20 protein-coding genes and 1 pseudogene are annotated in these 19972 nt (G+C 70.9%); 14 read left to right on the top strand and 7 right to left on the bottom strand.

Going from position 1 to position 19972, the window contains the following annotated elements:
* Positions 1 to 133: 133 nt before the first annotated feature.
* The 6 genes from FVS66_RS18945 (at position 134) to FVS66_RS18920 (ending at position 4297) form a co-directional block, all read left to right on the top strand.
* Complete coding sequence (locus tag FVS66_RS18945; RefSeq protein ID WP_187645590.1) at positions 134 to 787, top strand: hypothetical protein; 654 nt, start codon at positions 134 to 136, stop codon at positions 785 to 787.
* Complete coding sequence (locus tag FVS66_RS18940; RefSeq protein WP_149182365.1) at positions 784 to 1323, top strand: GNAT family N-acetyltransferase; 540 nt, start codon at positions 784 to 786, stop codon at positions 1321 to 1323. Before FVS66_RS18945 ends, FVS66_RS18940 begins: the two co-directional genes overlap by 4 nt.
* 38 nt (positions 1324 to 1361) lie before the next feature.
* A complete protein-coding gene (locus FVS66_RS18935; protein WP_149182364.1) occupies positions 1362 to 2096 on the top strand; it encodes a Mut7-C RNAse domain-containing protein in 735 nt (244 codons plus the stop codon).
* Positions 2097 to 2159: 63 nt separating this feature from the next.
* Positions 2160 to 2495 carry a YnfA family protein gene (locus FVS66_RS18930; protein ID WP_149182363.1) on the top strand — a complete coding sequence of 112 codons (336 nt, stop codon included), beginning with the start codon at positions 2160 to 2162 and terminating at the stop codon, positions 2493 to 2495.
* Between the two features lie 53 nt (positions 2496 to 2548).
* The gene (locus tag FVS66_RS18925; RefSeq protein WP_149182362.1) at positions 2549 to 3313 is read left to right on the top strand and encodes an SDR family NAD(P)-dependent oxidoreductase; all 765 of its coding nucleotides are present in this window, start codon (positions 2549 to 2551) and stop codon (positions 3311 to 3313) included.
* Between the two features lie 108 nt (positions 3314 to 3421).
* The gene (locus FVS66_RS18920) at positions 3422 to 4297 is read left to right on the top strand and encodes a hypothetical protein (RefSeq protein ID WP_262387080.1); all 876 of its coding nucleotides are present in this window, start codon (positions 3422 to 3424) and stop codon (positions 4295 to 4297) included.
* Between the two features lie 47 nt (positions 4298 to 4344).
* On the opposite strand, the gene FVS66_RS18915 is transcribed toward FVS66_RS18920, so the two are convergent.
* Complete coding sequence (locus tag FVS66_RS18915) at positions 4345 to 5538, bottom strand: RtcB family protein (protein WP_149182386.1); 1194 nt, start codon at positions 5536 to 5538, stop codon at positions 4345 to 4347.
* Between the two features lie 171 nt (positions 5539 to 5709).
* Here FVS66_RS18915 and FVS66_RS18910 point away from each other — a divergent pair, with 171 nt between their 5' ends.
* From FVS66_RS18910 to FVS66_RS18900, 3 genes are all read left to right on the top strand, one after another.
* On the top strand, positions 5710 to 6624 hold the full coding sequence (locus FVS66_RS18910) for a DUF3558 domain-containing protein (protein WP_149182361.1): 915 nt from the start codon (positions 5710 to 5712) through the stop codon (positions 6622 to 6624).
* A 213-nt stretch (positions 6625 to 6837) separates the two neighbouring features.
* The gene (locus tag FVS66_RS18905) at positions 6838 to 7572 is read left to right on the top strand and encodes a DUF3558 family protein (protein WP_149182360.1); all 735 of its coding nucleotides are present in this window, start codon (positions 6838 to 6840) and stop codon (positions 7570 to 7572) included.
* 114 nt (positions 7573 to 7686) lie between these two features.
* Complete coding sequence (locus tag FVS66_RS18900) at positions 7687 to 9114, top strand: DUF2637 domain-containing protein (protein WP_187645588.1); 1428 nt, start codon at positions 7687 to 7689, stop codon at positions 9112 to 9114.
* A 132-nt stretch (positions 9115 to 9246) separates the two neighbouring features.
* Here FVS66_RS18900 and FVS66_RS18895 read toward each other — a convergent pair whose 3' ends face one another.
* Together FVS66_RS18895 and lysS are read right to left on the bottom strand one after the other, a co-directional pair.
* Positions 9247 to 9444, bottom strand: a complete 198-nt coding sequence (locus tag FVS66_RS18895) for a hypothetical protein (RefSeq protein ID WP_149182358.1) — start codon at positions 9442 to 9444, stop codon at positions 9247 to 9249.
* A 158-nt stretch (positions 9445 to 9602) separates the two neighbouring features.
* The gene (lysS, locus tag FVS66_RS18890; RefSeq protein WP_149182357.1) at positions 9603 to 11363 is read right to left on the bottom strand and encodes a lysine--tRNA ligase; all 1761 of its coding nucleotides are present in this window, start codon (positions 11361 to 11363) and stop codon (positions 9603 to 9605) included.
* Positions 11364 to 11613: 250 nt separating this feature from the next.
* Here lysS and argS point away from each other — a divergent pair, with 250 nt between their 5' ends.
* Positions 11614 to 13401 carry an arginine--tRNA ligase gene (gene argS / locus FVS66_RS18885; RefSeq protein WP_149182356.1) on the top strand — a complete coding sequence of 596 codons (1788 nt, stop codon included), beginning with the start codon at positions 11614 to 11616 and terminating at the stop codon, positions 13399 to 13401.
* 55 nt (positions 13402 to 13456) lie between these two features.
* Here argS and FVS66_RS18880 read toward each other — a convergent pair whose 3' ends face one another.
* Entirely contained in the window at positions 13457 to 13726 is a 270-nt protein-coding gene (locus FVS66_RS18880) for a DUF1876 domain-containing protein (protein WP_149182355.1), read from the bottom strand.
* Positions 13727 to 13977: 251 nt separating this feature from the next.
* On the opposite strand from FVS66_RS18880, the gene FVS66_RS18875 reads away from it, so the two are divergent.
* From FVS66_RS18875 to FVS66_RS18860, 4 genes and pseudogenes are all read left to right on the top strand, one after another.
* The gene (locus FVS66_RS18875) at positions 13978 to 14511 is read left to right on the top strand and encodes an SRPBCC family protein (protein WP_149182354.1); all 534 of its coding nucleotides are present in this window, start codon (positions 13978 to 13980) and stop codon (positions 14509 to 14511) included.
* A gap of 57 nt (positions 14512 to 14568) precedes the next feature.
* Positions 14569 to 14664, top strand: a pseudogene (locus FVS66_RS18870) (DUF397 domain-containing protein); the annotation flags it as partial.
* 30 nt (positions 14665 to 14694) lie between these two features.
* Positions 14695 to 15414, top strand: a complete 720-nt coding sequence (locus FVS66_RS18865; protein ID WP_149182353.1) for a DUF4253 domain-containing protein — start codon at positions 14695 to 14697, stop codon at positions 15412 to 15414.
* 106 nt (positions 15415 to 15520) lie between these two features.
* Positions 15521 to 16084: a hypothetical protein gene (locus FVS66_RS18860; RefSeq protein WP_149182352.1), complete on the top strand. Its 564-nt coding sequence runs from the start codon at positions 15521 to 15523 to the stop codon at positions 16082 to 16084.
* Here the strand turns inward: FVS66_RS18860 and FVS66_RS18855 are convergent.
* The 3 genes from FVS66_RS18855 to hemB all read right to left on the bottom strand — a co-directional run bounded on the left by FVS66_RS18855 (position 16081) and on the right by hemB (position 19822).
* Positions 16081 to 17340 carry a hypothetical protein gene (locus tag FVS66_RS18855; protein WP_149182351.1) on the bottom strand — a complete coding sequence of 420 codons (1260 nt, stop codon included), beginning with the start codon at positions 17338 to 17340 and terminating at the stop codon, positions 16081 to 16083. The two genes, FVS66_RS18860 and FVS66_RS18855, sit on opposite strands and share 4 nt — an antisense overlap.
* The gene (locus tag FVS66_RS18850) at positions 17337 to 18584 is read right to left on the bottom strand and encodes a hypothetical protein (protein ID WP_149182350.1); all 1248 of its coding nucleotides are present in this window, start codon (positions 18582 to 18584) and stop codon (positions 17337 to 17339) included. The genes FVS66_RS18855 and FVS66_RS18850 overlap by 4 nt, the downstream gene beginning before the upstream one ends.
* Before the next feature lie 239 nt (positions 18585 to 18823).
* Positions 18824 to 19822, bottom strand: a complete 999-nt coding sequence (gene hemB, locus FVS66_RS18845) for a porphobilinogen synthase (RefSeq protein ID WP_149182349.1) — start codon at positions 19820 to 19822, stop codon at positions 18824 to 18826.
* Positions 19823 to 19972: the final 150 nt, after the last annotated feature.

Genomic DNA, 19972 nt, shown 5'->3' with positions numbered 1-19972 from the left:
AAACCATGGTGTCAGAGGCCCGGACGTTCTTGCGGACAGGTGTTTCACCATCCGCTCGCGGGGGAGGTCACTGACACGATGATCGGGTTGCGCGGCGGGGGCCGCGTCACCCAGCAAGCAGTCGGGTGGAGATATGCATCGCGGTGGCGGACTGGGCGAGGGGACCGGCGATCTGGGTCCCGAGCGTGCCCGGCGGGGGAGGCACCGACGACAGCGGGACAATCCCGCCCCGAGGGACAAACCCGTACAGCGCGACAGCGCCTTGCAGCGGGACAATGCCGTGCAGCGGGAGGACCCTGTGGGAGGCCGTCCCATGGGGATTGATCCGCCGGGGAGCAGGGGTGGCCGCATGGGGGTGACATACAAGTACTTCGGCGCGCCCAACGGTGCCACCGCCGCGCGCGTGCCGATCTCGATGCGGCCGGAGGAGCTGGGCGGCGACGAGCTGGGCATGGGCGGCATGTTCAGCAAGATCAAGCCGGAGACCATAGCCGCCATGGTGCTCACCGGCCTCCAGGGCATGCCGCTGCACAAGGTGCCACCGCTCGAACTGGTGGTGCTGCACCCCGACTACGCGGTGGTGAAGCTGCCGATGACTGTCGTCGACCCGCTGCGCGGCGTGGGGGAGGAATCCGTGGGCGCCGCCGCGTTCATATGGTCCACGGTCCCGGACCGCGGCGGTCCGCGCGACGCGTTCAACGTCTACCAGCTGCTCCACGAGTGGCAGGACTTCTCCGTGCGGCTCCACGAGGCGGGGCACCAGCCGTACTGCCTCGTCTGGCCGTGACGCGCTCCGGCCCCCGCGTACGGATCGACGTCTGGTCACCCGAGGACTTCGACCTCCTCGCCGCGGTCAACGCGCCGGAGATGATGACGCACCTCGGCGGACCCGAGACCGAGGAGCAGTTGCTCCGCCGGCACAAGCGGTACGTGGCGATGGCCGACGGCCCCCCGGAGGCGGGGCGGATGTTCCGGATCGTGCTGCTCCCCGAGGAGGTGCCGGTCGGGACGATCGGCTTCTGGGAGGCGATGTGGGACGACGAGCCGGTGTACGAGACCGGGTGGAGCGTCCTGCCGGCTTTCCAGGGCAGGGGCGCGGCGACCGGGGCGGCGGTCGCCGTCGCGGAGCGGGCCCGCGCGGTGGGCGCGCGCCGGTACCTGCACGCCTATCCGTCCATCGCGAACGGCGCGTCGAACGCGGTGTGCCGCAAGGCGGGGTTCGAGCTGTTGGGCGAGCGGCTCTTCGAGTACCCGGTGGGGCGTCTGCTGCGCAGCAACGTCTGGCGGCTGGACCTGCTGCCCGACGGGCCGACCGGGAAATGATCTCGCTCGTCGCGGGCGCGCGGTGGCATCCTGGCGGCGTGAACGGACCGGAGATCCACATCAGCTTCCCGCCCGAGCTGGACCTGTTCGTGGCGGCACCGCGCCGCGCCGGCCGGACCGCCCTGGTGACCGACGGCGTTTCGACGCTGGGCCATGTCGTCGAGTCGCTCGGCGTGCCGCTCACCGAGGTCGGTGCCCTGCTGGCCGACGGCGAGCCGGTTCCCGCCTCGCACGTCCCGTCGGCGGGCGAGGACGTGGAGGTACGGGGTGTCGAGCGCCCGCAGGAGGTCCCGGGCGCTCCGCTCCGGTTCCTGCTCGACGTGCACCTGGGCACGCTGGCCCGGCGGCTGCGGTTGCTCGGCGTCGACGCGGCGTACGAGAGCGAGGACATCGGCGACGCGGCGCTGGCCACCCGGTCGGCGAAGGAGCGGCGCGTGATGCTCTCCCGGGACCGCGGGCTGCTGCGCCGCCGGGAGCTGTGGGCGGGCGCGTACGTCTACAGCCACCGCCCGGACGACCAACTGCGCGACGTACTGGAGCGCTTCGCACCGGCGCTCGCCCCGTGGACCCGCTGCACCGCCTGCAACGGCCGGCTGACCGAGGCGGACAAGGACTCCGTCCGCGAGCGCCTGGAACACGGCACGCGGCGCACGTACGACGTGTTCGCCCGGTGCACGGACTGCGACCGCGTCTACTGGCGCGGCGCCCATCACGCCCGCCTGGACGCCATCGTCCGCGACGCCCTCCGCGACTTCGGCGGCGCGCCGGCGTAGCGGGGATTCCGATTTCGTACTCTCGCATTCGGTGAGCCACGCGGGCCGTGCGACGCTGACCGCATGCTTGTCGCCCGTTCCGCCGCACTGTTCCTCCTCGCCGCGCTCTGCGAGATCGGCGGCGCCTGGCTCGTCTGGCAGGGCGTTCGCGAACACCGCGGCCTGCTCTGGATCGGTGCCGGCGTCCTGGCCCTGGGCGCCTACGGGTTCGTCGCCACGCTCCAGCCGCAGCACGACTTCGGGCGCGTCCTCGCCGCGTACGGCGGTGTCTTCGTCGCCGGCTCCCTGGCCTGGGCCATGGTCGCCGACGGCTTCCGCCCGGACCGCTGGGACGTCACGGGCGCCCTGATCTGCCTCGCCGGAATGGCAGTGATCATGTACACCCCACGCGGCCACTGAGCCCGCCTATGCTGACGACGTACCGCTCACCGGCCTGAGGAGCTCGCACCACCATGACCGCCGCCGCCCTGCCCGTCGCCGTCGTCACCGGAGCCAGCAGCGGCATCGGCGCCGCCACCGCCCGCGGGCTCGCCGCGGCCGGTCATCACGTCGTACTCACCGCCCGCCGCAAGGACCGCGTCGAGGCCCTGGCGGCCGAGCTCACCGAGGCCGGCCACCAGGCCACCGCGCACGCCCTCGACGTCACCGACCGGCCGGCCGTCGACGCCTTCGCCGCCGCCCTCGACCGCTGCGACGTCCTCGTCAACAACGCCGGCGGCGCACTCGGCGCCGACCCGGTCGCCACCGGCGACCCCGACGACTGGCGCCGTATGTACGAGGTCAACGTCATCGGCGCGCTGAACATGACCCAGACCCTGCTGCCCGCCCTCACCGCGAGCGGCGCGGGCACGGTCGTCGTACTGTCCTCCACCGCGGGCCACGCCACCTACGAGGGCGGCGCGGGCTACGTCGCCGCCAAGAACGGCGCCCGCGTCCTCGCCGAGACCCTCCGCCTGGAGATCGTCGGCACCCCGGTCCGCGTCATCGAGATCGCCCCCGGCATGGTGAAGACGGAGGAGTTCGCCGCCACCCGCTTCCGCGGCGACATCGAGAAGGCCGCGAAGGTCTACCAGGGCGTGCCGGACCCGCTCACCGCCGACGACGTCGCCGACACCGTCACCTGGGCCGTCACCCGCCCCCCGCACGTCAACATCGACCTCCTGGTGGTCCGCCCCCGCGCCCAGGCGTCCAACACCAAGGTGCACCGCGAACACTGATCCAACCGGGTGAATCCACCCCGTCACCCGTACGACACCCGAACCCCCGCCCTAGGCTCGCGGACAACCACACACAAACGGCCCATGGCCGGGACGGCATTCCCAACCATGGGCCTCACCACAGGAAGAAGAGACCTTCCCCTGGCTGAACGCGAGCCTAGCGCGCCCTTCATGGACCTCGAAGACCCCGACTACGCGTACATGTTCGGCTTCCTGCAAGCCGACGGACACCTGAGCCTGGGGGCGGGCCAGAAGGGGCGCTTGACCGTTGAGATCAACGCGCGGGACCTCCACCTCCTGCGGGAGTTCCAACGGCTTACGCCGTACAACACGTCCATCACGCAGCGCACCCGCTCGACCAACTTCGCCGATACTCACCACTCGGCCACATGGAACCTCTGCTCACTGGAAGCCAGGACGCGTCTCAACGCTCTGGGGCTGCCCTACGGCAAGAAGTCGACAAAGATCACACCCCCTCGGGTGCCCTTCTCCCGACCGGACTACCTGCGTGGCGTTGTGGACGCCGATGGTTCCGTCGGCTACACCAGCCAGGGCTTGCCCTTCATCTCCCTCGCCACCGCGAGCACGGCCATCGGGGCCTATCTCTGCCACTACGCGAAGAAGGTGACGGGTGCGGAGCGCACTATCAGGCGCAACGCCCGCGACAGCATCTACAACGTCCTCTACACGAAGGAAGCGGCCCAGGAACTGGGCGCGCATCTGTACTATCCGGGCTGCCTGAGCCTGGAGCGTAAGCGCGCAGCGGCCGCAGCTCTCTCCGGCTGGGTGCGCCCTGCGGACATGAAGATCGCACCGCCCCGGCGCCGCTGGCAGGCGTGGGAGGACCGAGTCCTCCTCAAGCACGACAGGCCCACCGACGCCGCTGTGGAACTCGGCCGCACGGAGCAGAGCCGCAGCCTTCGGCTCTGGCGTCTGAAGACCGGGCGGGTGCCCATGCCTCCCCGGCAAGACGCCACGTGCTGAGACCCGCCGCCTGGCCCCTGAGGAAGACTCCGGGGCCTGGCGCAGTCTCAGCCCTTCACGCAGATGACCTGCTCAAGCTTCGCAACGACTTCGACCAGGTCTCGCTGCTGCTCCATCACCTGCTCGATCGGCTTGTATGCGGCCGGGATCTCGTCCACCACGCCGGAGTCCTTGCGGCACTCGATGCCTCGCGTCTGCTCCGCCAGGTCGAGTGCTGTGAAACGCCGCTTGGCGGCGTTTCGGCTCATGCGCCTGCCCGCACCGTGCGAGGCCGAGTTGAAAGCCTTCTCGTTTCCCAAGCCCTTCACGATGTAGGTGCCGGTGCCCATCGACCCCGGGATGATCCCGTACTCGCCGCCGCCGGCTCGGATCGCTCCCTTACGGGTGACCAGCAGATCCATGCCTTCGTAGCGCTCCTCCGCCACGTAGTTGTGGTGGCAGGAGATCTCCGGCTCAAAGGTCACCTTCGCCTTCTTGAACTCCTTGCGAATCACGCTCTTCAGGAGCGCCATCATGATCGCGCGGTTGTACTTCGCGTACTCCTGCGCCCAGAAGAGGTCGTTGCGGTAGGCCGCCATCTCAGGAGTGTCCGACACGAAGACCGCGAGGTCATGGTCGACCAGGCCCTGGTTGTGCGACAGGGTCTGCGCCACACCGATGTGGTGGTCGGCCAGTTCTTTGCCGACACCCCGCGACCCTGAATGCAGAACGAGCCACACCGAACCGACGGAATCCGTCAGAAGTTCCAAGTGGTGATTTCCGCCGCCGAGCGTACCCATCTGCCTCGCGGCCCGCTCCTGGCGGAACTTCACGGCCTCCGCGACCCCGTCGAACCGTGCCCACAGGTCCTCGAAGCCCGTCAGCGCGAAGCCGTGGAACCGGCCGGGGTCCACCATCTCGTCATGCATCCCCCGGCCCACCGGGATCGCCTGCTCGATCCTCGTACGCAGCCGGGACAGGTCCCCGGGCAGGTCGTTCGCCGTGAGGGACGTCCTGACGGCGGACATACCGCAGCCGATGTCCACGCCGACCGCCGCCGGGCAGACAGCGCCGCGCATGGCGATCACCGAGCCGACCGTGGCGCCCTTGCCGTAATGGACGTCCGGCATCACCGCCAGGCCCTCGACCCACGGCAGCGTGGCGACGTTCCGCAGCTGCTGCATCGCGGATTCCTCCACGGACCCGGGATCCGCCCACATCCTGATCGGGACCTTCGCCCCGGGCACTTCGACGTACGACATGCTTCCCTGTCCCCCACAAAAAGTCTCATAGCGCAAAACCGGTGCCATAGTCCGCATAACTGACAGAGGACCGGCAGCGACGGCTGCGCGTGCGATACACATTGTGTCCACCGGCCGCAGACCACCGGCAAGCTGTTTTCACCGTGACCGCAGGGAAGGGAGCCCGGGACCGTGCAGCGAAGGGCGTACGCATCCGGCCTGTCCGCGCTCCTCGCGGCACTCACCGCTACCACCCTCGCCGGATGCACCTCCGGTTCGGGGACCGGCGGTTCCGGCGCCGACGCCAAGTCCGGCACCGCCGCCGGCTCCGTCGCGGCCCCCGGCCGGTACCGCACCCTCTACGAGCCTTGCGGCTCCGTCGCCCGCGCCACCCTCCAGGAGATGCTGCCCGGCGTCACCCGGCTTTCGCCCGAGCAGCGCGACCGCGTCCTGCGCGGCACCGCGGCCGTCACATACGACACCGACCGGCGCGCCGGGTGCAGCTGGAAGGCGGACGGCCTGGACGCCATCCACCACCTCACCCTCGACTTCGAGCGCGTCGTCTCGTACGACCCGACCGTCAGCGACGAGACCCGCGCGCAGGAGGTGTACGCGGGCAAGGAGGCCGGCGCCGGCCTGACCCCGGCCACGCCCACCGCCACCGCGAGCACCGGCACGGGCACCACCGCACCCGGCACGCCCGGCACGCCCGCCGCACCCGGGACGACCACCCCGGCCGCAGGGCAGGAGGCGCAGACCGTCTCCCCCGCACCCGCGACTCCGGGCGCACCCGCCTCCGCCCCCGTCCCGCCGCCCTCCGCGCCGCCCTCCTCCGCGCCGCCCGCCCCCTCCGCCCCGCCCCAGGGCCTGGAGCCCCGCCTGCTGACCGACCTGGGCGACGCGGCGTTCCTCGACGACGTCCTCGCACCGGCCGGCTCGGCCGCCCAGCAGCGGACCGTGAGCGTGGTGTTCCGCACATCGAACGTGATCGTGACCGTGCGGTACGGCGCCCAGCCCATGCGTGTCGGCGAGGTTCCGGACAGTGAGGAACTGCAGGAGAGGGCGCGGCAGCTGGCCCGGCGTCTGGCCGATCGGTTCGACGAGTGACAGGTGCCCGGGGCACCGTCGCCCGGTGCCCGGCCGGGCACCGTGATGTGTGACCGGGCGCCGGACCGGTGCCGAGTCGGGCTACCGTGGCCGGGCCGGATCGCCCGGCCGTACGACCGGACCATACGACTGGACCGTGCGAAACCGGACCGTACGAAACCGGACCGTACGAAACCGGACCGCATGAAAAGCGACAGAGCGACTGAAGGAACCATGCACCGATCAGCCCCGCGTCTCACCCGCATACTCGCCTGTGCCGCCGTCCCGGCGATGCTCGTCGCCACCGGCTGCTCGTCGGACGACTCCGGCTCCGGCTCCGGCACGTCGGCCTCCGCGTCCACCGCGGCCGGCTCGGCGGCGCCCTCCGCGTCGCCCACGCCCACGCCGAGCGTGGCGCCCGCGAAGTTCCCCAAGCTGCCCGACGCGTGCAAGGCCATCACCGCGAAGACGATCGACGAGCTCGTCCCGGAGGTGAAGGCGAAGGCCGGTACGCCGGGCAAGTCCTCGGACCTGTCCAGCCGGGGCAGCTGCTCCTGGAACGGCCTCGAGGACAAGGGCGTCAAGGGCTCCGACTACCGCTGGATCGACATCTCGCTGCTCCGCTTCGAGTCCGACCAGACGCTGGGCAGCGGTGAGAAGCGGGCCCAGGACAAATACGCGGACAAGGTCGCCGAGGTGAAGGCCACCGAGGGCGCCATCGACGTCCGTACATCCTCCGCCCAGGGCGTCGGCAACGAGGCGCGGGCCATCAGCTACTCCCTGAAGAAGACCGGCGAGACCTTCCGGTACGGCGTGATCGTGACCCGTACGGAGAACGTGGTCATCACCGTCTCGTACAACGGCACGGGCTACGCGGGTGCCAAGACCCCGGCGGCCGGCACTCTGATGGAGGGCACGGTGAAGGCCGTCAAGGAGGCCGTCGCCGCGGTCGCCGCCGCCAACAAGTAACCCGCGGGCAGCAGGAGAACGATACGATCCGGCCTCCCCGGGGGCCGGTTCTCGCACGCGTGTGCCAGGCTGTGCCCTCGAGGTCGAGCTTTCGGACAGGGGAGGGGACCGCGGGTGGCCGCGATGCAGCTGACACGGACGCACCGCGTATTGATCGGTGTCGTCGTCGCCGGCGCCTTGATCATCGCCGGTATCGGCTTCGCGGGGTCCTATGCCGCGGTGCGTGAACTCGCCGAGAAGAAAGGATTCGGCGACTTCTCCCTGGTGTTCCCGATCGGTATCGACGCGGGCATCTGCGTACTGCTGGCCCTGGACCTGCTGCTGACGTGGATGCGGATCCCGTTCCCGCTGCTGCGGCAGACGGCGTGGCTGCTGACCGCCGCGACGATCGCCTTCAACGGCGCCGCGGCATGGCCGGATCCGCTCGGTGTGGGCATGCACGCGGTGATCCCCGTGCTGTTCGTCGTCGCGGTCGAGGCGGCGCGGCACGCGGTCGGCCGGATCGCCGACATCACGGCCGACAAGCACATGGAGGGCGTGCGGCTCACGCGCTGGCTGCTCTCGCCGGTGCCGACGTTCCGGCTGTGGCGGCGGATGAAGCTGTGGGAGCTGCGCTCGTACGAGCAGGTGATCAAGCTGGAGCAGGACCGGATGATCTACCAGGCGCGCCTGCAGGCCCGGTTCGGGCGCGCGTGGCGGCGCAAGGCGCCGGTCGAGGCGCTGATGCCGCTGCGCCTGGCGAAGTACGGCGTGCCGCTGGCCGAGACGGCCCCGGCGGGGCTGGCGGCGGCGGGCATCGAGCCGGTACTGCTCCCGCCGGACCCGACGGTGGCGGTGCCTGTGCAGGTGCAGGAGGTGGCCACGGCGGCCGCCGTGGCGGTGGCCCCGGCTCCGGCCGCGGCGGAGTTGCCCCAGTCGGCCACGCCGGAGCAGCCCCGGCGGCAGCCGCAGGCGCAGGAGCCCGGGCAGACGGCACAGCCCACGGAGGCTGCGCAGACCGCGGAGGCTGCGCGGACCGCCCCCATACCGCGGGACGGGCGGGCGCCGCGGCCCGAGCACGGCTCCCCGGTCGAGCAGCCCCGGGTCCACCCGGAGCCGGACCAGCCCGAGCAGCCGACCGGGCATGCGCCGGGGCCGGAGCCGGAGCAGTACGTGCCCTCCGGCCACGTGAGCCCCTGGTTCTCCGCGCCCAAGCCGCCGCAGGAGAGCGGCTACGCCGGCACGTACGACCCCACCACGTACGCCGAAGAGCCCGCCCCGCCCTCCCTGCCCGCCCAGGCCCACCCCGAGGCGCGGCCCCAGACGCAGGCCGAGGCCACGGTCCCGGACGCGGAGGAGGACGAGTTCGGCCGTGCCGCGTACGAGATCTTCCGGACGTACGTCGGGCAGAACGGCGACTGGCCGAGCGCCGACGTCCTCGACATACACCTCGCCGACACGTACGGCCTCCAGCATCCGCGCAGTGCGGCGCTGCTGCGCCGGCTGCTGCCCGACTTCAAGAGCCGGTACCAGGCGGAGCTGGAGGCCGAGCACATCGCCTGACGCCGGGCCGGCGTTCCGGCACCCGCGACGCCGGGCAGTGTCGAGCGCCGTCCAGGCGCGAAAGAGGGTGCTGGGGGCAGAGCCCCAGTCTCGGGAAGGCGCGGGACAGGGGAAGGACCCGCCGGAGACGATCTAGGCGCGCCGCTTGCTCGTCTCCCCGTACACGGCGATGGCCGCGCCGACGAGTGCGATGACGGCGTATCCGGCCGTGGGGATCTCCCACCACTTGTGGAGGAGGCCCCACGGCTCTTCGCTGAAGACCTTTCCGGCGATTCCGAGGGCACCCTGGATGCCCACGACCCAGCCGACCACTGCCACGAGTTCCTTCATGGCTCCACGGTCTCGTGCCGGGTCCCCCCGTCGCGTCGTGCGCGGGGCCGAACCCCGGCTCATCCGAACGATGCAGGAACGGCCGAGGGCCCCACCCACAGGGTGAGGCCCTCGGTCACCGGCACAGCACAGGCGCCGCACAGGCGCGGGCGTGCGTCTTACGCGCCGAGCAGCTTGCGCACCCGCTCCGCGCCGACCGCGAGGAGCAGCGTGGGCAGGCGCGGCCCGGTCTCGCGGCTGACGAGGAGCCGGTACAGCAGCGCGAAGAACGTGCGCTGGGCGACCTTCAGCTCCGGCGTCGGCTTGGCCTCCGGGTCGAGCCCGGCCATGACCTTCGGCACGCCGTAGACGAGCGTGGTGAGCCCGTCCAGCGACCAGTGGCTGTCGAGGCCCTCCAGGAGCAGCCGCAGCGACTCGCGGCCCTCGTCGTCGAGCGACCCGAGCAGCTCCGTGTCGGGCTCGTCGCGCACGATGGTGCGGGCGTCGGCCGGGACCTGCGTGGTGATCCAGTTCTCGGCGCGGTCCAGCCGGGGCCGTACCTCGTCGAGCGTGCTGAGCGGATTGGCCGGGTCGAGCTCGCCGAGGATGCGCAGGGTCTGCTCGTCGTGGCCCGCGGTGATGTCGACGACCGAGGCCAGCGTCCGGTACGGCAGCGGGCGCGGTGTGCGCGGCAGGTCGCCGGCGGCGGTGCGGACGGCCCGGGAGTGGGCGGCGACGTCGGCGGGCAGGGCACTGCCGTCGGCGACCTTGGCCTCCAGCTTGTCCCACTCGTCGTAGAGGCGCTGGATCTCCTGGTCGAACGCGATCTTGAAGGACTGGTTGGGCCTGCGGCGGGCGTAGAGCCAGCGCAGCAGCGGCGCCTCCATGATCTTCAGCGCGTCGGCCGGGGTGGGGACGCCGCCCTTGGAGGACGACATCTTGGCCATGCCGGAGATGCCGACGAAGGCGTACATGGGGCCGATGGGCTGGACTCCGTCGAAGATCTCGCGGACGATCTGGCCGCCGACGACGAAGGATGAGCCGGGCGAGGAGTGGTCGACGCCGCTGGGCTCGAAGATCACGCCCTCGTAGGCCCAGCGCATCGGCCAGTCGACCTTCCAGACCAGCTTGCCGCGGTTGAACTCGCTGAGCGCCACGGTCTCGGAGAAGCCGCACACGCAGGTGTACGTCAGCTCGGTCGTCTCGTCGTCGTACGCCGTGACCGTGGTGAGGTCGCGCTCGCACCGCCCGCAGTACGGCTTGTACGGGTAGTAGCCCCCGGCGCCGCCGGAGCCGTCGTCCTCGCTGGCCGCGCCGGAGCCCTCGGCGGCCTCCAGCTCGGCCTCGTCGACCGGCTTCTGCTGCTTCTGCTTCTGCTGGACCTTGGCCTTGGGCCGGCCGGTGGTCTTGTCCTTCGTCCGGTACCGGTCGAGGATCGCGTCGATCTCGCCGCGGTGCTTCATGGCGTGCAGGATCTGCGCGCGGTAGGCACCGGCCGTGTACTGCTCGGTCTGGCTGATGCCGTCGAACTCGACGCCCAGCTCCGCGAGCGAGGCGACCATGGCGGCCTTGAAGTGCTCCGCCCAGTTCGCGTGCGGGGAGCCGGCCGGGGCCGGGACGGACGTCAGCGGCTTGCCGATGTGCTGGGCCCAGGACTCGTCGACGCCGGGGACGCCGGCCGGGACCTTGCGATAGCGGTCGTAGTCGTCCCAGGAGATCAGGTGCCGGACCTCGTGCCCCCGGCGGCGGATCTCGTCGGCGACGAGGTGCGGCGTCATGACCTCGCGGAGGTTGCCGAGGTGGATGGGGCCGGACGGGGACAGGCCGGAGGCGACGACGACCGGTTTGCCAGGCGCACGTCGCTCCGACTCGGCGATGACCTCGTCCGCGAAACGGGAGACCCAGTCGGTCTCGGTGCTGCTCTGAGCCACGATCGGCACGTCCTTGATGTGTCTATGCGGGTTTCGAAGGGTTGGTGCGGGGTGTTGCCCCACGCCATTCTCCCAGACGGAACAACCGGACCCGAGGTTGTCCACAGGCCGTGGAACAGACCGTGCGGGAGACCGGCGAACGCACCGGGGAGAGGCTCGGGGCGGTCGCGATAAAGAGGTTGCTCGGCCATGGGACACTTGACAACCGGAAAAGCATCACTCCGACACGACACAGACCCCGACTCAGGAACGGAAGCTCATGGCCTCGGTCCCTTCCCTCGCTTCGACCGTGCAGCAGCGCCTCGCGGACGCCCTCTCGGCAGCCCTGCCGGAGGCCGGTTCCGCCGACCCGCTGCTGCGACGAAGCGACCGGGCCGACTTCCAGGCCAACGGCATCCTGGCCCTCGCGAAGCAGCTGAAGGGCAATCCGCGCGAGCTGGCGACGAAGGTCGTGGACGCTCTCCCGGCGAACGACGTGCTGAAGGACGTCGAGGTCTCGGGCCCCGGCTTCCTCAACATCACGATCAGCGACCGGGCGATCGTCGAGACGCTGGCGGCCCGCGCCGCCGACGACCGCCTCGGCGTCCCGTACGCGCAGAAGCCCGGCACCACGGTCATCGACTACGCCCAGCCGAACGTGGCGAAGGAGATGCACGTCGGCCACCTGCGGTCCGCCGTCATCGGCGACGCGATGGTGCAGATCCTGGAGTTCGCGGGCGAGAAGGTCGTCCGGCGCCACCACATCGGCGACTGGGGCACCCAGTTCGGCATGCTCATCCAGTACCTGATCGAGCACCCCCACGAGCTGGACCACAAGGCGGACACGAGCGACACGCATGCTTCCGGCGAGGAGGCCATGTCGAACCTGAACCGCCTCTACAAGGCGTCCCGCGCGCTGTTCGACTCCGACGAGGAGTTCAAGGCGCGCTCCAGGGACCGGGTGGTCCTCCTCCAGTCCGGCGACCTGGAGACGATGAAGCTCTGGCAGCGGTTCGTCGACGAGTCGAAGATCTACTTCTACTCGGTCTTCAACAAGCTGGACATGGAGATCGACGACCCGGACGTGGTCGGCGAGTCGGGCTACAACGACATGCTCGACGAGACGTGCCGCCTCCTGGAGGAGTCGGGCGTCGCCGTCCGCTCCGAGGGGGCGCTCTGCGTCTTCTTCGACGACGTGAAGGGCCCGGACGGCAACCCGGTGCCGCTGATCGTACGGAAGTCGAACGGCGGGTACGGGTACGCGGCGACCGACCTGTCCGCGATCCGCGACCGCGTGCGGAACCTGGGCGCGGACACCCTCCTGTACGTGGTGGACGCGCGGCAGGCCCTGCACTTCAAGATGGTCTTCGAGACCGCGCGCCGGGCCGGCTGGCTGGACGGCGACGTCAAGGCGGTCCAGCTGGCGTTCGGCACGGTGCTCGGCAAGGACGGCAAGCCGTTCAAGACCCGTGAGGGCGAGACGGTGCGGCTGGTGGACCTGCTGGACGAGGCGATCGACCGGGCGTCGGCGGTGGTCCGGGAGAAGGCCGAAGGCCTCCCCGAGGACGAGCGGCTGTCCGAGGAGGAGATCGCCGAGCGCGGCGCCCAGGTGGGCATCGGCGCGATCAAGTACGCCGACCTGTCGACGTCCGCGTCCCGGGACTACAAGTTCGACCTGGACCAGATGGTGTCGCTGAACGGCGACACGTCGGTGTACCTCCAGTACGCGTACGCGCGTATCCGGTCGATCATCCGCAAGTCGGGCGACGCGAAGCCGGTCGCGCATCCGGAGCTGGAACTGGCGTCGGCCGAGCGCGCGCTGGGCCTGCACCTGGACCGGTTCGGCGAGGCGCTGGCCGAGGTGGCCGAGTCGTACGAGCCGCACAAGCTGGCCGCGTACCTGTACCAGCTGGCGTCGCTGTACACGACGTTCTACGCGGAGTGCCCGGTGCTGAAGGCGCCCACCCCGGAGCAGGTCGAGAACCGGCTGTTCCTGTGCGACCTGACCGCGCGGACGCTGAGCCAGGGCATGGCGCTGCTGGGCATCCGTACGCCCGAGCGACTCTGAGCACAGGGGTACCGGGGGGCGGCGCGCGTCGCGCCGCCCCTTCCTGGGCGCTCCCTCAGATCAACGGGTGCGAGGGCTTCCCCTTCTCCTCGTCGATCTCGACATGGGCCTTCTGCAGCAGTTGCGTGGCGATGTCCATCAGCGCGCGGGCACCCGCGATCTCCTCGCCGACCCGCAGCTGCTCGTGGTCGGAGGGGTGGCGCTGGGCTTGGCCGTGCCCGCGCACCTCGGTGCCGTCAGTGAGCCGTACCAGTGCGGCGGCCTTGGTGCGGTTGTCCTCCTCCTTGAACTCCATGTCGACATGCCATCCGACGAGTGTGTGCATGGCGATTCACCTCCGGTGGTTCCCTTCCAGGGTGCTCCGAACGGCCTGAGTTCGCTCCTCCACCCGGGTACTCAAATTTGACCACCAGAACGCGCCAGTTGGTGCCGGAGACCGCGACCTCGCACCCGCCCCCGAGATTCGACGGCCCCGGAGCCCGTACCGGCAGGCGGCGCCTCCGGTCGGCGGTGACCCCCAGCACATTCGCAGCGAAAGCGGCTTCCGGGCCCGGCGCGCCGCCCTACGCTCCCCTCATGCGCTACGCAGACGGCCCGACCACGAGCACCGAGACATCCGTCGCCGCACCGCCCGCCCGCGTCTGGGAGCTGGTGACGGACATCGGCCTCCCGGCCCGCCTCAGCCCCGAACTCCAGCGCGCCACCTGGCTCGACGGGGCGACCGCCCCAGCCCTTGGCGCCCGCTTCGAGGGACTCAACACACACCCGCTGCTCGGCGAGTGGCGCACCCACTCGTACGTCGTGGAACTGGTCGAGGAGCGCGCGTTCGCCTGGGCGGTCACCGCCCCGGACGCCCGGTTCGGCGACGAGCGGCCCGACCCCGACCGCCCTCTGGCGACCTGGCGCTTCGACCTGTCACCGGAGCCCGGCGGCGGCACCCTTCTACGCCACTCCGCGCGCATAGGCCCGGCCCGCTCGGGCGTGAGCCTCATGATCGACCGGGCCCCGGACCACGAGGAGGAGATCGTGGCCGGGCGCCTCGAACAGCTCCGCACGAACATGGGGGCCACCCTTCAGGGCATCAAGTCCCTGGTCGAAGGGCCCGCGTAGGCCGCACGGGCCCGGTGTCGCCCTCGGCGAACTCTCACCACACCACATGGCCCGGCCTCCGCAATCCACATCCGCGACTCCAAGACGCCCAACGGCCCGATGCTCAGCGTCGCGCCGGCGACCTGGGCGGCGCTCACCCGCACGCCGGGCTGATTGTCAGTGGCGGCCCTTAGCGTGGGTCGCATGGTGATCAACCCGAACGCACTCGGCCTGGACCTTCCGCCCGGCACCGTCCGCGTACACCCGTCCTACTGGTTCGCGGACGAGCCCGCCACGCACGACACCTGGTCCCGCCTCCTGCCCGCGCGTGAGGCAGCCGGGTTGCAGCCGGTGCTGCTCACCGAGCGGCAGCACCTGAGCGCAAGTCAGTCGGGCGAGGACGCCGACGACCGCGACCTCCTGGAGACGCTCACGAAGCTGTGGGACTTCGTGCAGCCGATCGACGAGGAGGGCCAGGACGCACAGCCGTGGCCCGGCCTCGCCCCGCCGGGCACACCGGCCCGCGAGCCGGATGCCCAGGCGGTCCTCCTGGCCGCCGAACTGGCGACGGACGACAGGTACTTCAAGGGCACACACGCCGCCCTCGTACCGGCGCGCCGCAGCGCGGACATCGTGACGGCCCTGGGTTGGGGCGGGGCCTTCAACCACGCGGACGCGGCGGCGCTGGCGACGGTGCTGCGCTCGTGGGAGGACCGGTTCGGCATACGGCTCGTGGGTCTGGGCTCGGACATCATGTCGCTGTCGGTCGCGGCACCGCCCCGCACGTGGGAACACGCGCTGGCGGTGGCGGCGGAACACCACGCGTTCTGCCCGGACAACGTCTGGCAGGGCGCCGACTCCTTGGAGGAGTACGCCACGGAGTGGGTGCTCAATCAGACGGAGTGGAGCTTCTGGTGGGACTGAAAGTCACCGCCACTTCATGTCATCCGGCTCCGGGGCAGGCGGCGTTAGAAGGAGTGGAGAGGCGCCACTCCACCCGTCAAGCACCGCACGACGAAGGAGCAACCGGATGAAGAAGTACGTGCTGGCCGCGTCCGTGGCCGCCGCGCTGGTGGCGGTGCCGACCGTGGCATACGCGGTCGCCCCGCCGAGCACCCCGGCGGCGGCCGCACCCGCCAAGGCCGCACCCGCCGCGAAGCCGTCCCCGACGACGGCCCCGATCCGCATCGTCGAGCCGAACGAGCAGGTGGACGCCGGCCGCGGCTGGAAGGTCTGGCTCACGGAAGAGGGCAAGCACTGGTCGGGCCCCGACGGCTACGAGAACTTCCGCAGCGTCGTCGACGGCAACATCGACCTCTCGCGGCCCGGCGTCAGCCACCAGACGGAGTCCGACCGCAGCGGATCGTTCCACTCCGGCGTCTACTACGGCACGAAGAACGCAGCCCGCGTGGAACTCACGTACTCCGACGGAAGGAAGACCCCCGCCATCCTGATCGAGCTCCCGGGCAAACCGGGCTGGGGCGCCTGGTACGTGAACACCCCGCCCACAGCGTCAGACGAGAGCCCCGGCGTCACTCTCCACGACACCACCGGCGCCCTCATCGCCGAGCTGCGGGGCGCACCCCCCGGCTAGCTCGATCCGGCTCGGCGAGGCATCTCCACCGACACCTCCCCGCAGCCGATCCGCTTGGCCTCGGACTTCACGTAGGCGGGGAAGAGCCGACGCGCCCAGTCGCTGTGAGAAGAGTCGAACTCACGCATTACGAAAGCGACTTCGCCGGTCTGGCAGCTGGTCCTGAACATCGAGAGGTCGCCGCCCAGCACACCGTAGCCGTTGCCCCCAAGGCGCTCGCCGCCGCCTTGGAGCGTGCGAGGCATGAAGATCTGTGCCAGATCCGGGTCCTCGACGGTCATGAACCGGATGTCAGGGTGCTCCATGCGTGTGCCTATCTCGCAGCCGCGCACGCCTTCACCCGGCCCCGGAGTGACGCGTTCGAGGTACGAGACCTTGTCCCCCTTCGCCCCGGGGGCCGCCTCGGGCAGACGCAGACCCTTCACCCCGCACAGATCACCCGGTCCTGCCTCGCGCGTCTCGGCGGGCGGCGCCAGTTCCCCGGGATCGGCGTACGTCCCCGAGCAACCCCACTTCTCCATCAGCCCGTTGGTCATGTGGACGACGGTGCGCGCCATTGCGGCCCGGCGGGCCTGGTCGTCGTCGCGCTCGATCCAGTCGACGCCCGCGGACAGGTCCACCACCATCGGCGCGTGGGCCCGGCCCGACGAGCTCGTGCAGCTTTTGGGCAGCGCGGCCCAGGCGCGGTTGGGCGAGGCCATTCCGGTGATCTCGCCGCCCAGCGGAACCATCCGAGGGGAGAGGAACTCGTCGGGCCACTCCCTCATGTCGAGCCCGTACAGCTCGTCAAGGTCGCGGACCCTGGCGGTCACCTCCCAGCGCCGCTCGCCGTCCTCGATGCGCGTGATCCTGCACTCGCCCCGGACCCGCGCGTCGTTTCCCCGGGCATGTTCGAGGGGGAGTTCCCGTGCCTCCAGGCGCCCCTCCCGCTTGAACATGCCGAATGCGACGTCCTCCGACAGCGACCCCCAGCACAGGTCCCTCGGTACGAACGGCAGGGTGTCCGTCTGCCAGGCCACCGTGCCCGCGCCGAGCAGTGCACCGGCGAGCACACCCGCGAGCGCCGCCCCCCGCTTGCCGCGCAGCAGCCGCCGTCGGCCGCCAGGGGAGGGCGTCGGGGGTGGCGGTGGCGAGGAAGGGGCGGTCGTGGCCGGCGTCGCCGACGTGAGGTCCTGCTCGTGGGTGTCCTCGGGCATCGCGCCGCTCCCGCTCTCCGTCTCCGCTGTGTCGCTCGTCGACTCCGGTGCGCCGCTCATCGCCGCGGCGCCACGTCTGAGCAGCCGATACGGTCTCCCACAGCGTTCACGGCCCGGGCGAACGCGCCGCCCGCGTCCGGGATGGCGATCTGCTGCAGATAGGCGCTGTCGAGCCTGAGCGCGAAGACGGTGGGACCGCTCTCGCAGTCGGCCTGGACGATGTTGTACGAGCCGGCCAGCCGCCCCTTGCCACGCCAGCCGGGACCCGGTGGCCGGTCACCGGCAAGACCCTGGAACAGCGCCGCCAGACGCGGCTGCGCCACCATCATGAACTGCCCCACGGCGACAGGGTTCCTGACACTGTCCGTGTTGGTCATCGTGCACAGCTGGACACCGTCCTCCACGGCACCGGCCTGCGCGTCATAGTGATCGCCCTTGACAGTCGCGAAGCCGAAACCACGGATGCCGCAGGTGGCTGTCGAGCCGACGCCGCCGGTCTCCCGTTCGCGGGCGGGCTTGACCGGAGAGGTGACCCGCAGTGGAGCAGCGCCCTTGGCGGCGCAACCCGTCCGCCGCATCCCCTCGTTGGCCACGGCGACCAGCAGTTGGGCCACGTCCCCCTGGCTGCCGATCGACACCGGCAGGTTCACCAGCCCCAGATGGCCGTCCCCGGTCTCCTCCCCGGTGATGGTCACCACGGTCGGTCGCCCGTCGACATCGCACTCCTCGGGCAGTACGACCATGCCCTTGGCCCGGCTGACCAGTCCGGGGACTCCGTCGGGCAGCGGCCCCACAGAGCCGTCGAGGAACTTCTCAAGCCAGCTCAGACGTTCCTTCTCCGAGGCCGGTACGGGCCCATAGCCGACCTTGACCGTCTTCTTGAACTCGATGGTGTTCGTCGTCTCGGCATCGTCGGGGTCGTCGGCGTCGTCCTCGGAGCCGTGGGTGCCCGCGCCCGAGGACCCGTGGTCGTCCGGCACGCTGGACGTCACCCGCAGCGTGCAGACGCCCTCCGGGCTGTCGGCCGACAGCGCGGCGGACTCCTCGGCGGTGCGTTCACTCCCGGACTTGCCCAGCTCGTCGTCGCCGAGCAGCCGGGGGCCACTGTCCTGCTCCCAAGCACCCCAGCAGTACTGATCCTTGGCGAACGGTCCGATTCCGGCCGCCCAGGCACCGCCCCCGGCGATCGCGAGTGCCACCACGGTCACCGCGACGACCGTCCTGCGACGGCGCCGCAGCCATGAGCCTCGTACGCCACCGTCTATGCCGTCATCCGCGCCCTGTGGCGCATCCTGTGCTTCCACGCTTGATCCCCCGTCATCTCAAGACCGCCCGATACTAAGCCGAGCCTCGCTTCACCGATCAGGCAGGCCCATGAATTCGCAGGTCAGGGGCTTGGCGCTGGGTGGTGGAGCGAGGCTCGGCCTGATCGCGGCCGTGATCGGTACCAGGTGATCGTGTGTGCGGACTACCACGCTGGACGATCCCGCCCCACAGCTTCGAGCCGGACCCCCAAGCCGCGTATCCGCCGGGCGGCTCGGCGTCAGCGGCGGGCGAGCCCCCGCGCGACCTCCGTCGCCCAGTAGGTGAGGATCATCTGGGCACCGGCGCGCTTGATGCCGGTCAGCGACTCCAGGATGGCCTTGTCGCGGTCGATCCAGCCCTTCTCGGCGGCGGCCTCGATCATCGCGTACTCGCCGCTGATCTGGTACGCGGCCACGGGCACGTCCACCGTGTCGGCGACCTTCGCCAGGATGTCCAGGTACGGGCCCGCCGGCTTGACCATGACCATGTCGGCGCCCTCCTCCAGGTCCAGCGCCAGCTCCCGCAGCGACTCGCGGACGTTGGCCGGGTCCTGCTGGTACGTCTTCCGGTCGCCGCTCAGGGAGGAGCCGACGGCCTCGCGGAACGGACCGTAGAAGGCGGACGCGTACTTGGCGGTGTACGCGAGGATCGACACGTCCTCCTTGCCGATGGTGTCCAGCGCGTCCCGGATCACCCCGACCTGGCCGTCCATCATGCCGCTGGGCCCCACCGCATGGACCCCGGCATCGGCCTGGACCTGAGCCATCTCGGCGTACCGCTCCAGCGTGGCGTCGTTGTCGACCCGGCCGTCGGTGTCGAGCACCCCGCAGTGTCCGTGATCGGTGTACTCGTCGAGACAGAGATCGGACATGATCACCAGCTCGTCGCCGACCTCGGCCCGCACATCACGGACGGCGACCTGAAGAATCCCGTCCGGGTCGGTGCCCGCCGTCCCCGCCGCGTCCTTCTTGGCCTCCTCCGGCACGCCGAACAGCATGATTCCGGAGACCCCTGCCTCGACCGCCTCCACGGCGGCCTTCCGCAGCGTGTCGCGGGTGTGCTGCACGACCCCGGGCATGGCCTGGATCGGCACCGGCGCGGCGACCCCCTCGCGCACGAACGCCGGGAGGATCAGGTCGGCCGGATGCAGCCGCGTCTCCGCGACCATCCGCCGCATGGTGGGCGTCGTACGCAGCCGCCGCGGCCGCGCCCCGGGAAAGGATCCGTACACAGTCATGAACCCACGCTACGCCCGCCCGGCACGGGCGAATGCCGACACCCTGTCGGCCCGGGACGAGGGGATCCGGAGCCCGTCCCGACACGACCGGTGGCGGACACAGCCCCCTGGGCCGTGTCCGCCACCGGCGGGGCGAACCGTTACTCCGTC

Source organism: Streptomyces sp. TRM49041 (assembly GCF_008271805.1).
In the GTDB taxonomy this organism is placed as follows: Bacteria; Actinomycetota; Actinomycetes; order Streptomycetales; family Streptomycetaceae; genus Streptomyces.
This window is presented reverse-complemented; position numbering and strand designations above follow the sequence as displayed.